General features: G+C 36.8%; 15 protein-coding genes. 1 reads left to right on the top strand and 14 read right to left on the bottom strand.

What is annotated here, in order from left to right:
- Positions 1-146: 146 nt before the first annotated feature.
- The 7 genes from BN53_RS10050 to BN53_RS01185 form a co-directional block, all read right to left on the bottom strand.
- Positions 147-491 carry an SLAP domain-containing protein gene (locus BN53_RS10050; protein ID WP_081495905.1) on the bottom strand — a complete coding sequence of 115 codons (345 nt, stop codon included), beginning with the start codon at positions 489-491 and terminating at the stop codon, positions 147-149.
- Entirely contained in the window at positions 448-666 is a 219-nt protein-coding gene (locus tag BN53_RS01160) for a hypothetical protein (RefSeq protein ID WP_133286397.1), read from the bottom strand. The genes BN53_RS10050 and BN53_RS01160 overlap by 44 nt, the downstream gene beginning before the upstream one ends.
- Positions 667-905: 239 nt before the next feature.
- The gene (locus tag BN53_RS01165) at positions 906-2,066 is read right to left on the bottom strand and encodes an MFS transporter (RefSeq protein WP_009559043.1); all 1,161 of its coding nucleotides are present in this window, start codon (positions 2,064-2,066) and stop codon (positions 906-908) included.
- Positions 2,067-2,078: 12 nt separating this feature from the next.
- The gene (locus BN53_RS01170) at positions 2,079-2,972 is read right to left on the bottom strand and encodes an alpha/beta hydrolase (protein ID WP_009559044.1); all 894 of its coding nucleotides are present in this window, start codon (positions 2,970-2,972) and stop codon (positions 2,079-2,081) included.
- A 115-nt stretch (positions 2,973-3,087) separates the two neighbouring features.
- On the bottom strand, positions 3,088-3,957 hold the full coding sequence (locus tag BN53_RS01175) for an AraC family transcriptional regulator (protein ID WP_009559045.1): 870 nt from the start codon (positions 3,955-3,957) through the stop codon (positions 3,088-3,090).
- The gene (locus BN53_RS01180) at positions 3,957-4,859 is read right to left on the bottom strand and encodes an ROK family protein (RefSeq protein WP_009559046.1); all 903 of its coding nucleotides are present in this window, start codon (positions 4,857-4,859) and stop codon (positions 3,957-3,959) included. Before BN53_RS01180 ends, BN53_RS01175 begins: the two co-directional genes overlap by 1 nt.
- Before the next feature lie 156 nt (positions 4,860-5,015).
- Positions 5,016-5,609 carry a TMEM175 family protein gene (locus tag BN53_RS01185; protein ID WP_009559047.1) on the bottom strand — a complete coding sequence of 198 codons (594 nt, stop codon included), beginning with the start codon at positions 5,607-5,609 and terminating at the stop codon, positions 5,016-5,018.
- Positions 5,610-5,829: 220 nt separating this feature from the next.
- Between BN53_RS01185 and BN53_RS01190 the strand changes: the two genes are divergently transcribed.
- Positions 5,830-7,554: an aryl-sulfate sulfotransferase gene (locus BN53_RS01190; protein WP_009559048.1), complete on the top strand. Its 1,725-nt coding sequence runs from the start codon at positions 5,830-5,832 to the stop codon at positions 7,552-7,554.
- A gap of 188 nt (positions 7,555-7,742) precedes the next feature.
- On the opposite strand, the gene BN53_RS09535 is transcribed toward BN53_RS01190, so the two are convergent.
- The 7 genes from BN53_RS09535 to BN53_RS01220 all read right to left on the bottom strand — a co-directional run bounded on the left by BN53_RS09535 (position 7,743) and on the right by BN53_RS01220 (position 13,313).
- Complete coding sequence (locus tag BN53_RS09535) at positions 7,743-7,892, bottom strand: hypothetical protein (RefSeq protein ID WP_009559049.1); 150 nt, start codon at positions 7,890-7,892, stop codon at positions 7,743-7,745.
- A gap of 188 nt (positions 7,893-8,080) precedes the next feature.
- Positions 8,081-8,827: an ATP-grasp domain-containing protein gene (locus tag BN53_RS01195; protein ID WP_009559050.1), complete on the bottom strand. Its 747-nt coding sequence runs from the start codon at positions 8,825-8,827 to the stop codon at positions 8,081-8,083.
- Positions 8,828-8,837: 10 nt separating this feature from the next.
- Entirely contained in the window at positions 8,838-9,179 is a 342-nt protein-coding gene (locus BN53_RS01200) for a helix-turn-helix transcriptional regulator (RefSeq protein WP_009559051.1), read from the bottom strand.
- A gap of 10 nt (positions 9,180-9,189) precedes the next feature.
- The gene (locus BN53_RS01205; protein ID WP_009559052.1) at positions 9,190-10,146 is read right to left on the bottom strand and encodes a Gfo/Idh/MocA family protein; all 957 of its coding nucleotides are present in this window, start codon (positions 10,144-10,146) and stop codon (positions 9,190-9,192) included.
- A gap of 166 nt (positions 10,147-10,312) precedes the next feature.
- Positions 10,313-10,936: a tetratricopeptide repeat protein gene (locus BN53_RS01210; RefSeq protein WP_009559053.1), complete on the bottom strand. Its 624-nt coding sequence runs from the start codon at positions 10,934-10,936 to the stop codon at positions 10,313-10,315.
- A 131-nt stretch (positions 10,937-11,067) separates the two neighbouring features.
- A complete protein-coding gene (locus BN53_RS01215; RefSeq protein WP_009559054.1) occupies positions 11,068-12,510 on the bottom strand; it encodes a glycoside hydrolase family 1 protein in 1,443 nt (480 codons plus the stop codon).
- Positions 12,511-12,653: 143 nt separating this feature from the next.
- Positions 12,654-13,313, bottom strand: a complete 660-nt coding sequence (locus tag BN53_RS01220) for an FMN-dependent NADH-azoreductase (protein WP_009559055.1) — start codon at positions 13,311-13,313, stop codon at positions 12,654-12,656.
- Between the last annotated feature and the right edge of the window lie 219 nt (positions 13,314-13,532).

Consider the following 13,532-nt stretch of genomic DNA (forward strand, 5'->3'; position numbering starts at 1 on the left):
CTCCATGAAACGAAAGTACCACCGCTCATACTTTTTCGTGCTTTTGTTATTTTATCAAAAATATAGTTCCAAGGATAGCTTTTTCAGCTAATTATAGACATTAAAAAACACATCATAAAAGATGTGTTTTAATTTTTACACTATATTTATCTTACAAAATTACTTGCTCTAACATAACTTTCCTTACCGATTTGATAATATTTTTTGCCATCCTTCAAGGTTACTTGGCTTCCATATGTGATCAAATCCTCGCCTTCAGCAAACTTTTTCAAAAAGTTCTTTTCCGCTTTTGAATTATAGGCGTACGCTTTATGCCTTAGAGTGCGTTTTTTGCCTGCAATATTAATGATTTTTACATAATGATTATTATCGGCTAGTTTATAGTATGTCTTGTCTTTGATTTTAACTATACTTGGCAAGCATTTAATTGGTGTGTATTTATTATATCTAGTTATTATATCTAGCACCCGTATCATTACCAAACTTGTCATAGCCCTTTGACAAAGACATTATGATTCCACTTATCGTCTGATCTTGACTGGGCGCTTGAGCTGAGGTATTTTCTTTCAAACCAACCCAAGTTTGTCCATTCGCTCCTTGAACATTGCTAGTAGAAACTGCAAAAACAACACTTCCAAACAATACCGACGCCAGACCGACCGCCAAAGAATCAAGCTCCTTCACTTAAAAGATGGCACCTCTTCTCACAAAATTTATTGCATTACTAAGGCTAACCACTTCTTGACTCCTTCGATTAGTCGTTTCAGAGATTTCGCCATCAATTTCTGCCGACAGAATTACATCAATCAGAATAAGTTATTGCAGAAAATACCCTCGCTAATCATTTTTGAATTAACGAGGGTATTTTATTGAGAGTTGTTATTTAGATCTAAGGATTATCGATCTTACTTCTTATGAACTTTCATGTAATGAATGAATGCGTAAACTGTGAAAATTGCAAAGAAGCAACTACTAATAAGCAAAATCACCTTAGCATTTGAACTAATTGCGTTTAAAACCATTGGCGAAATAGCACAACCAACATTTACCAAAACTAAAACGATTGTTGTAGCCAAGTTAACAGAATTCTTGGGTGCTGACCAGTCTAGCCAATTATACATATATGGAAGCGCTAGTCCAAAGCCAATACCTAAAATCAAGTTACCGACTGCTAACATAGCAAAGTTAACGGCAAAAGTAATAGTGAAGAAACCTACAGTAAGGATAGTAAAGCCGAGTGGGAAAATTTTGTCATGTAATTTTTTGAAAAAGAATCCAAACGATGCACCGACAGGGATGCTGACAAGACTCAATACACCAGTCAAAACAGATAATTGACTAACCGTTCCTAATTTTTCTTGAACTACAAAAGTTGGAATCTTGAAGCTGATTGGCATGTAGAACAAGAAAATAAAGAACATTAAAGCTGAAATCCAAACTACTTTGCTATTGATTGTTTGTTTTTCCTTCTTTTCGCCCTTAGCAGCATCTGCTTTTTTAGGAAATTTAACGAATAAAGTAAACAAAATCAAAACTGGAATAACCAAGAAGTAAATAGCAAAAGCAGCATGCCAGGAGATAGTTATTAGGTAACTGATCAAGAATGAAGCAGCTGCTGCCCCTACACTACCCATGACATTTTGAAAACCGATCATTGAAGCTAGTTCTTCTTCTTCCCGGCTATAAAATTCAGGAATTAAGCTAACAGCTAAAGAATTAAACAAACCAATTCCTGCACCAATCAAAAATCTAGAAACTAAAATTGGCGTATAAGCTGTCGCGTACATTGGAAAAGTACCAGCTAACAAAGTAACAATTAAACCTGTGATGATTGTTGCCTTTTCACCAACTAATCGAATAAGAAATGGACTGATCAATAATCCCATAACAATACCAATATTAGGAATTGTTGCCAAAGTTTCAACTCCGCCTCGGTCAACGCCAGGAAAGGCATTGTACATTAATGGCAAAGCTGGCGAAATAGCTGGAGCCATCATCAAAAAGATGGAAATTGACAATAAGGAAATCTTAAAGATCAAATGATCTTGGGGTTGTTTTTCTTGCATGATCTAATCCCCCTAGCCCATATGGCTTCTAAAGAATTCTGCTTCCTCATCATTTGCTTGATCTGCAAGGTCATCGCGTTGATTAATCATAAAGACATGTCCGCGAGGATTCTCTGCATCTCCCCAGGACTTTTGAATAACTGCAACGCCTTTTGCTCTTAAAAAACCATCCAAGCGAATCGAGCAATCTCTGATAAAGTCTTGATTTGCTGTAGCAATAAAGGCTGGCAAAAAGTCACTAGTAATGTATTTTTCAACATCCATCTTGTCTCTATTTTCTGGGTCCTCCATAATTTCTTTAGTAAAGTAAGCATTAGGACCATCTGTAATAAGACCTGGATCAAGAATAAAAGAAGCCGGACAGTTCATTGCAACTGCTCTAAAGTTTAAGTCAGTCAATTCATAGCCAAACTTTGCTCGATATTCAGAATTGGTCAAGATTGTAGTATATTGTTCCGTCATTTGGCCACCAGCAGAGTCGCCGATTAAGAAGACATTATTTTTATCAAAATTATATTCATCCGCATGGTCAGCTACCCAATGAATGTATTGGTCAACTTGATCAAGTTCTTTAGGAAATTGTACTTCTGGTCCAAGCTTGTAGTTAGGATTTACAAAAGCAAAACCCCGCTTAGCCATTCCTAAACCATAGAACTGATAAGTTTCTTTTGTACCATAAATCCAGCCGCCACCATGGATGTTGATAATCACTGGAAGCTTGCCAGTTACATCTTCAGGCAAGTATAAATCAAGCAAATTCCATTTAGGATCTTCGCCATATTGAATGTCATCGATCCGCTTAACGCCATCAATATCATGTGGCAAGCCACTGTCTCTTTTATCATCGTTTTTCTTACATTCTGCCCGGAAAAGCTCTACTGCTTCTAAAATCTTTTCATCAACCATAATTTTTCCTTCCTCTCATGTATTCGCTTACATCCGATAAAATAATCATAGCTAATTTTCCAGAAAACAAAAAGATCAATGTTAGCCTAAATGTGGCGCACATTGATCTATTTTATTAATTTTTATTATTTTTTCGATATTCTGAAGCAGTAATTCCATAAAGCTTCTTAAAAGCTCGGTTCATTGTTCTAACTCCAGAAAAACCATTGTTCAAAGCAATATTGGTTAAGCTATCCTTGCTCGTCAGCAATACTTTATATACATGCTGTGCTCTAACGTTATTGATATAATTATCAACCGTTAGATTCATCTCTCGCTTGAAAAAGCGCGACAAATATTCTTTTGAAATATTGCATTCATCTGCTAAAACACCTAAGCTCAGGTCATTTTTATAGTTATTGTTAACGTATTGCGTAATTTCTTGCAGTCTCTCCGTGATATAGATCTTTCTTTGGCCAATCTGCTCACAAGTTGGCTTTTCAACCATAAAATGGCTAAGCAAAATAACCAACACTTGGTCGATAATTGCCTGCATACGAACGTATTTTAAACTACTATCGCTAAAATGTAATCTAATAAATTCCATCAACAATCCCTGCAATTGCGCATATGCTTGTTTTTGCAACTCTGTAAAGCTTATGGAATCATTGATTGAAATAATTTCTTGATCAATTTTAGGATACAAACTACAAACCATATCATATGGAAAAATGACTGATAAAGCTAAATCTTCCTTCTTTGATTGATTTTTGATCGTATGGATCTCTTGCGAATTCACCACTAAAATATTTCCGGTTTTAGAAGTATATGACTTATTGCCAATTTGAAAATTGCTCACATAGCCTTGCAAAATGTAGCTTAATTCAATCCCTCGGTGCCAGTGAGGTGCAATATAAGTCTGTCCTTCGGTATTATCAAAAATGTGATACCAAACATTCAACGGATCTGCAGGAATAACTACTTCATGCAAAGTTTTCTCAGACATTATAATTTTTCACCATTAACCTGTAACAACAAGTTATATAAAGCTCCAAATAGATTTGCATCATTCTTGAATTTTGCCTCAACAATCTTAGGGCGAGTCAAAGAATTCTTGTAAAATTCCATTTTATCCAAAAATTCATCATATGCCTGATTGATTCCTTCAATCAAAATCGGTTGGGCAGAAATACCCCCACCAATCGCAATTGTTGTTAAATCAACGATTGATTGCATATTTAAAATAATCATCACTACATCTTGGCAGAATTTGTTAAAGATCCTCAATGCTACTTCATCTCCGGCATTGATTGCTTCAAAAGCGGCTAAGCCATCTGTCTCATCGGCATTTCCTACGGCATGATTAACTTTTTCGATCATTCTCACGGCTGATCCACGCGTACCCGCTATATCATCCCAGCCAACTTCTGATGAGACATTCAAAATCATGAAGCTAAGTTCACCAGCTTGAAAATGTGCACCGTTAAGCAACTGCCCATTGGCAATAATTCCTCCGCCAACACCAGTTCCTAAAGTAATGGCAGCACAGTTAGGTAAATCTTTTAAATTGCCCAGCCAATTTTCAGCTAAAACACTCGCCTTACCATCGTTAATTGCTGCCACTGGAATATTTAGATCAGCATATCTTTCACCTAAATCAATCCCATCAAGAAATGGCAAGGCCCCACCAAAGTGAATTTGTGTATGTTCAATCTTGCCGGGAGCACAAAATGCTATTCCCTTGATCTTATCTTTATATTGTTCAATAATTTGATCAATTGACTGCAAAAAAGTTTCCTTCTCATGAGAAGTTTTGATCTTTTTCTTTTCAAGAATATTTCCTGCCTTATCTAGCAAGGCATATTTTACGTTAGTTCCGCCAATATCAATACTTAAGTAATTGTCCATTATATTGCACCCGCTTTCACCATTGATAAATAAATTTTAACTAAGCAAGCAAATGTAAACAAGCCAAATATTGACCTAATTCTGGCATTTTTATTTAATTTAATACTATTCTAGAATCAATATACAAAAAAATCCCCTAACGGGGAAATTTTTATTTTATTCACTTTTCTTTGTTCTTCTGCGATCTGGCAATATTAGCGAAATAATTGGAAGCACAATATACAAGGCCAAAGAGACTTTCCAAGCAAAAGTAATAATTAGTGCAAAAGGAATTATCAAAGTCATTGACCGAAAGATTGTCCTACTGAGGATTTGTTTCAAAGTAAAATCAGTATAATTGCCCAAGACGAAAACGACAATCAAGGACATCTGGGTCAATAAGTAGACAATCCCATAAGTTGTTAACCCTAACTTGCTAGGTGAGGTGATGATCCATTTAGTATTGACAGGAATCAATGACAAAAAGAATAAAAATGTTATGTCAGTAATGAATTCTCCCTTGCCCACCTTGTCAAAGCTGCGAAAAACTCGTTGAGATGTGTACCAAAAGTTTCCAACGATGAAAAAGCTGGCGGCATAGTTAGCAATGTTAACCAAAAATTCACCATATTCGGCATCCTTAGCTGGCGAAGGAATACTCATAATCATAATCGTCATAATGATCGCAATTACTCCATCATTTAAGGTTCCTAGATGCTCATATAGACTAGTTGACAAAGTTGATTTTCTGGTAAAATTCTTATTCTCCATGTTTATCCCACTTCCTTAACTTTTTGCAATCATTATAACCGAAAAAGCAATTTTGCACGTTATCAAAAACTTATTTTTTGAGCAAATTTTATATGTAACATTACTATCACTGTAAACTTATCGTCACATAATAATAAAATCGCTTTCATGGTATTCGAGATTGATCGTTAATATACTTGAATATGTAAGAAAGATTTTTAGGAAAGGTGACGATAAGAAGATGAAAAAATATCATTCGTACATTCTAATGAGTGCAGCTACCCTGTTAACTAGCGCTGTCTTTGCGATGACCGTGCCAAATGTGGAGCAAAAAACAGTTTTGGCTGCAACGGATATTTCAGCTACTAAATGGAATATGCATAATTTAGTTGCATTAAGTGGAACTGGAATTAGTATTTTCAACTATCAAGACTTAAACATTAAAAGTCTCGACGATGTCTACAATATCAGCAATCAAAATAAAATTGCCCAAATGCTAGATGAAGTCAAGGCTTCGAATTACTATAGCTTCGAAAATCCTTTGATTATTTCAAATCCATTTTTGACTAATCCATCTGGACTGTATGTCTACTTCCACACTAACCAGCCAGCTAAGATCAGCTATACTGTCAAAGCCAAGGGCTACGCTGATTATAGTGCTACAGCATACAATCCTAACGGAAGCTACAGCAATTTGCATGAATTTCAACTAATTGGTGCCGTTGCTGGAGTTGAAAATACGATAACTTTGACTGAAGAGATGGAAAATGGCAGCAAGATTTCTCGGGCATTTACTTTTAAACCCAATGACTTGCAGGCCAATATTTCAAACACTTATAAGGTCAAAAAAGGCTCAAGCAAAGCGCCAATGAGCGATGGCCTTTTTGCCGTAATCGGGATGCAAGATTCTAAAGTTATGCGTTCAACTGCTTTAGTCGATAATAATGGCGTAATCCGGGGCGGCTTTCCAATCAAGAGCTATAATTCTATGCGCCTAGTTTCAACTAATGACCATCAAATTTATCTCGGCATTAGCCCAACTGAAATGGTTAGAATCAATCGATTAGGACGAGTAACTCAGGTAGTCGATTTGACCAAGCAAGGCTATGAATTCCACCACGACTTTACTGTTGACTCTAACGGCGATATCTGGGCTTTAGCTAACAGTATTGATCGCTACAATGATGGCAAATATGTCGAAGACCAGATTATTAAAATTGACCATAACACCGGCAAAGTCGTCAGTGCAATTGATGCACAAAAGTTATTGCCAAGTTTATATAAAGTTGCCACCGGTAAAGTACGCCACCTAAGCGATAGTAGTATTGGCAACCGTGACATTATGCACTTCAATTCAATCATTTTGCCAGATGACAATAGCATGCTTTTGAGTTCAAGAGAAACTTCTACTATCATCAAACTTACAGACATTAACAGTAAGCCAAAGATCTCATATATGATCGGCGATTCTAGCGTCTGGTCAGGAGTCGGCTCATACAGCAAGTTACTTTTGAAAAAGTCCGGCAAATTTCTAAGTTCTGCAGGTCAACATAGTTTAGTTTACGAAAAGCCAAGTAACTTAAAATCCGGTCAATATTACCTATCTATGTTCGACAACAACTATGGAATCATGGACTCTCGACCAAAATTCAGTTGGGCTAACTACAAGAAGCAAAAAACTGGAAGTGTTACTCTTGGCAGCAAAAAGTCGCTCTACTACAAATATTTAGTCGATGAAAAAGCTAAAACTTATAAACTAGTTTCATCCCTGCCAGTAACCAATTCCCACTTCGTTTCAGCCATTGAATATCTTGGCAACAACTTAATCGTAGCTTCTGGTCAAGCCAATAGCTTCACCGAATACGATAGCAAGCATAAAGCAATTAAGACCTTTACTTACCGCGGAAAGAGTCCTTTGACTTACCGCACACTTAAGTATGACTTCAAGCAATTTTACTTTGAATAGATGGCAAGCAAATAAAGCGAGAATTAACTATTACCCGCTTTTTTGAAAAAATGCTATAATATCTGTAGAAACAAAAAGAGAGCTGCTGTTACGGCTCTCTTTGCACAGATCCGTTATAAACGGTGGTAGTTATTGATAACGAATAGTCGCTCAACACTGTCCAAAGTTATGAGCGACTATTTGTTTGCTTATTTTTTCCACAAATCGTGGAATGCTGTAGTCAGCTCTTTTAAGGCAATCAGCCACTTGGTTGTATTTTTGGTCAAAACCGTTAAATCAGTAACCAAAATTCCAAGCAGACAGACTACAACTATGACAGACCAAATAAAGGCTGTCATCAGTCAAACTGTACCACCTTTCAATGAAATTTGCGTCAATAGTTAATACACCATTGGCATCATCTCTAATGAATGAAAGTACCACCGCTAAACTTTTCTGTGCTATTGTTATTTTAACAAAACACTTAATAATTAACAGCTAAAATTTTATACACCATTATTAAGTATGAATTTTATGACATTTGTACTTAGATAATTTTTATATCAAATGCACATTCATCTTCCATGCCTGTAAGCTCGGCCCATCTTGCAGACAACAATTTAGCATATTGAATATCCATCAACCCATATGATGCAAGAGAATACCCATCATTAACCTCAATTAGTAAAGTTTTTCCCTCTCTTGTAACGCCGAAATCGACCGAACATCCCGCCGGAATACTCTTATAATCGTGTAAACATTTGTCAATCACCTTAGGATCATATGGATAGTACCAACTTCCCAGATATTGCTTTACACCCTCAACTTGACCATAACGAACAAAAACTCGCCATTCAGAAACAAAGTCAACAACTTCACTACAAATAATCCGAGGATTATCGAAGCTCGATCCTAAGCCGTTTAAATCTTCAACTGTTCGAATAACTTTACCTGTAATCTTTTTCCCTTCGACAGATTTTACAAAAACAGGCCAAAGATCAGGATTGCTAGCAACAGTGTCCATATCAGAAAACCATATTTTACGTCCTAAGTATTTTCGAATTTCTTCAGGATAATTAATTTCATCACTGCCAATATTTAATTCATTGAGTCTGCGTCTAACAGTCGCAATTCCGCCAACAACTATATCCTCCCTATTCATCATTGATGACACTTTATCTAAATTATCAAATAGAACAATTTCGAACCCCATTTTTTTGAAGCCGTTCATTGCTACAAAAACATTCTCGCTCAATGGTAGATTATTTCTATCAGTTTGAATATAGACTTTCATTTCACTTTACCTACAATTTCTCTGCTCGGCCAGCTTGAATATCATCTTCCATCAGCTCTCTGACGATTCTGATATATCGATCGGGGATGCGGTAGCCTTGATACGTGTACGGCTTATCCTCATCTAAAGATATAGTCGACGAACCCATAGCACTTGCAGAATCGCTAAGTCCACTCAAATAATCTGTAGTGGTCTCCAAAACCTGGGCTACAGCCTTTAACGCTGCTGATCCCGGCTTTTTTGATTTCCAATTATAAATCGAATTCACGCCCAGACCTGCCAGATCATTTACCTCTCTGACTGACAGGTGTTGTTTCTTGGCTAATTCTTTAACACGATCTAATTCAATCATTCTCTCACTCTTATTCAAACGGATAAACTAACTGCCACTTGTCACGAATCTGATCCATAATTTGAACAATCTTACGTGACTGCTCTAATTCGCCATCATCATGACCCACTTCAACATAACGATTGAAGTCCGCTACTTCATAGTTCCACGCTTGTTCACTATCGCCAACTACATATTCTTGCTTTTGTCCGTCAACATCAACAATGAATTTTTCACTTCTAGAAAAATGCTCAACCACGATATTGCCCTTAGTTCCGCTAAGAACAGCATCCCTTGGCAAAGACGTCAAAAATGATGACGATAAGCTAGCCAATCTCTTTCCATCATTTAGCACTACACTAGAGGCTACATCAACGCCATTTTGCTTTTGACAAACAGCTGAAATATCTTCAATTTCATCCATAAACAAACTTGCAAAACAAATTGGGTAACAACCTATATCAAGTAAAGCTCCTCCACCTAATTTTGGATTGAGCATCCGGCTGTCATCATTCAACTCACCGATATTTTCACAAAAGTCAGCTTCGATTAACTTGATATCGCTGATTACGCCAGAATCAACTATCTCACGCAATTTTTTCATTACTGGCATGTGAAATGGTGTAAAAGCTTCTTCCAAAATCAATCCCTGCTTCTTGGCCAAAGCTGCGCACTCATCAAACTGCTTAGTGTTGATGGCCATTGGCTTTTCGCATAAAACATGCTTGCCAGCAAGCAAGGCCTGTTTAATGAAGTCAACATGTGTATTATTAGTAGTTGCAATATAGATAGCTTGAATTTGTTCATTTGCCAGCATTTCATCGACAGCTTCATAAGCTTGCTCAATGCCATACTCTTGGGCAAACTTCTTAGTCTTTTCAAAATTTCTAGCAGCAACGCCGACCATTTTAGTGCCACTCATTTTCATATTTCCAGCAAAACGGTGAGCAATGCCACCTGTACCGATAATTCCCCAGGTTAAAGCCATGATTGTTCTCACTTTCTAGTCAATATTCTTATATATAAAACGCTATCATTTTTTATCTTGGTAGACAATGGTTTAGGGGAAATATTAACGAAGCATTTACAAATACTTATCGCCCCTAACAAAACAACCTCCGCCAAAACGGCAGAGGCTATTTTATACCCAAATTCTAATATTCATCTTCTTCAATAATAGGATGTTCCATAAACTCCTTATACTCCCGATCGAGCTCAAGAATAATTTCTTTTCTCAATTTTTCAATCTTGTCAGCCAAGCTCTCCCAGGCAAATTTTCTAGTAAAGCGATCGATATAAGAATATGTATGTGCTTGATCAATGTAGGATAAAGCCAACAAAGGCGTTGCCTCGATACCTACTCCGTTAAATAGGCATAATGCCAATCGATAATAAATATCTGATTTCAAATCATCGTCGCCGTCATCTAAAGCCATTTCCGCATTGCGGTAGTATTTGAAAGCTAATTTTGGATTTTTGCTAACAAAATTACCCCAGTAATAAGCATCGCCAACTTTGTAAAGTCCATTAGGATTGCCATCAGCTGCTGCCAAGTTGAAGTAGTAAAAGGCCTTCTCGTCATCTTGCTCGCCCGTTCTACCATAAGCATAGATATAACCCAAGTTGCAAGCAGCCTGTACACTACCCAAATCTAGTGCTTTTTCATATAATTCTTTTGCTATTCGATAGTCACCATCACGGTATGCTGCAGCACCTGCATCTAAATATTTATCAGCTTCTTCTTGCTCATCAAAATAGTCGTTGTAGTCGTCGTTCATATTGCTACCTTCTTCCATCCTAATATGGATAAAAACCATTAATGACAATATTTATAATCGTATTTTATCACTTTATAGAATTTTAGAAAGCGTTTTAAACCAAAAGAAAGTTATAAAAACTTCCTTCTCCATTATAATTCCTCGCCATTCGTAGCAATCACATGTTTGTACCAATCAAAAGAATCCTTCTTGTATCGCTTGCCAGTACCATTTCCTTCATCATCAAGATCAACATAAATAAATCCATACCTCTTGCTCATCTGGGAAGTACTTGCGCTAACCAAATCAATTGGTCCCCATGATGTATAACCCATTAAGTCTACGCCTGCATCAACAGCTTGCCTCATCGCCTTGAAATGTTCACGGAAATAATTGATTCGATATTCATCATGAACCTTGCCATTTTCCAATTTATCATTTGTTCCCATACCATTTTCTACAATAAACAAAGGCTTTTGGTAGCGGTCATATAATTCTAATAAAGAAATTTGTAAGCCAAGTGGATCAATACTCCACCCCCATGGTGTGGTTTCTAAATATGGATTCTTGCCTCCAACCACAGTATTGCCAGCAGTCATTTCAAGGCCATTTTCATCTCCAGCTGCAATCATCGACATGTAATAACTAAAGGAAATGAAGTCAACAGTATTTTCACGCAAAATAGCCTTTTCTTCGTCAGTGATATCTAGTTTAATGTGATTTTTGGCAAAATAATCCAAAACTAGTGACGGATATGCTCCCTTAACTTGTACATCTGCCGGGAAGTAGTTTAGCAAGTTTTTATTCAAAGCAACCAAAACATCATCTGGTTTCGAAGTGGCTGGGTAAGTTGTCAACTTTGTCAACATACATCCTATTTGACTGCCTGGGATTAATTCGTGGGCAATTTTTGTCACCATTGCTGAAGCAACAAATTGATTATGAAGTGCTTGATATTCATCCTGCAATAAGTTCTTGCTTTGATCAGGAATTATACCTGCAGAGGTAAATGGATGCCTAGTAACACTGTCGATTTCGTTGAAAGTTAGCCAATATTTAACATCAGGAAAGCTCTCAAAGCAAACTTTAGCGAACTTAACAAATTCGTCAATTGCTTGTTTGCTAGCCCAGCCACTGTACTTTGTCGCCATCGCCAATGGCATTTCATAATGAGATAGAGTAACTAGCGGTTCAATATGGTATTTCTTTAGTTCATTGATCACCTGACGGTAAAAGGCGATCCCTGCTTGGTTAGGCTCTTTTTCATCGCCATTTGGAAAAATTCTCGTCCAAGCAATCGAAAATCTCAGCACCTTAAAACCCATTTCTGCAAATAATCGAATATCTTCTTGATAATGATGATAGCCATCTATTCCCCGGCGTTTAGGATAATACTTATCATTGCCAGCTTGAATTGCTTCTTCAATATCTTTTGTAGTTACCGCAACATTTTTCTTATAATCTTTAACGTCAACGTCCGGCTTATAAGTCGCAACATCGGCTACTGATAAGCCTTTTCCATCAATATTCCAGGCACCTTCAACTTGATTGGCAGCAATTGCACCGCCCCAGAGAAAATCTTTTCTAAATCCCATTTTTTGCCTCCGTTTGATAAATTATTGAATTATATCGATAAAATATTACATTTTTATCATAGCACTAGAGAGCGACTTTTTGAACTCAATTACGCTAAAACAAAAACCTTTATCCCATTTTTGGAATGAAGGCTTTGTGTATATTATTTTTCTTCAGCTTTGTAAAAATCTTCTACTTGCGTTTCGATTTCGCGCTTAGCTTCAGTAAGAATTGCTTGTTCATCAACTGGTTGAACTGTAGTGCCTTGTGCTCTAGCAAGGTAGAATTTATCAAATCCCATCATGTTGACAAACATTTCACGAATATAGAAGTGGCTAAATTCAAGTGGAGTGTAACGATCATTGTTAGTGTAAATACCGCCACTAGCTTGCAACAACATTACCTTGTAATCATCAGTCATCAAGCCAACTGAACCAGTTTCAGTATACTTAAAAGTTTCTCTAGCAAGAAAAACATTGTCGAAGTAATCCTTGAATTGTGATGGAATATTGAAATTGTGCAATGGCATAACAATGACAATTCGATGGTTTTCTTTGAATTGTGCCAACAACTTGGCAGATCTATCGGCAATTTCGTTTTCTGCCTGTGTCAATTCTTCGCCAGCAGCTAATTTATTCCAAATCGTCAATAATTGCCCTTTGGCCACGCGTGGAATTTCCATATCATATAAATTGATAACTTCAACTTCTGTCTCAATTTTCTTTTCTGCCAATGCAGCAAGGAACATTTCTTGCATTCTGTTAGCGTAAGAATTCTTGTTATCAAAATCCGGGTGAGCGTTAATAATCAAAGTTTTTTGCATTTTAATCTCTCCTATTTCATCAATTACATTTGTTAACAACATTGTATTCGATAAAAGTGACATATTACGGCACCTTTGAATTAATTTTTTTACCAAAAAAGCAACCCCTACTTCATATCAGAAATAGGAATTGCTCGTGCTTTAATATTTTTGCTGGAGGCTATGTTATCTACACGCCTAGCCTAGCTTAGCTTCGTCCATGAACTGCTTGAGCTCTGG

Origin of the sequence: Lactobacillus pasteurii DSM 23907 = CRBIP 24.76 (assembly GCF_000297025.1) — a bacterium.
Classification (GTDB): domain Bacteria; phylum Bacillota; class Bacilli; order Lactobacillales; family Lactobacillaceae; genus Lactobacillus; species Lactobacillus pasteurii.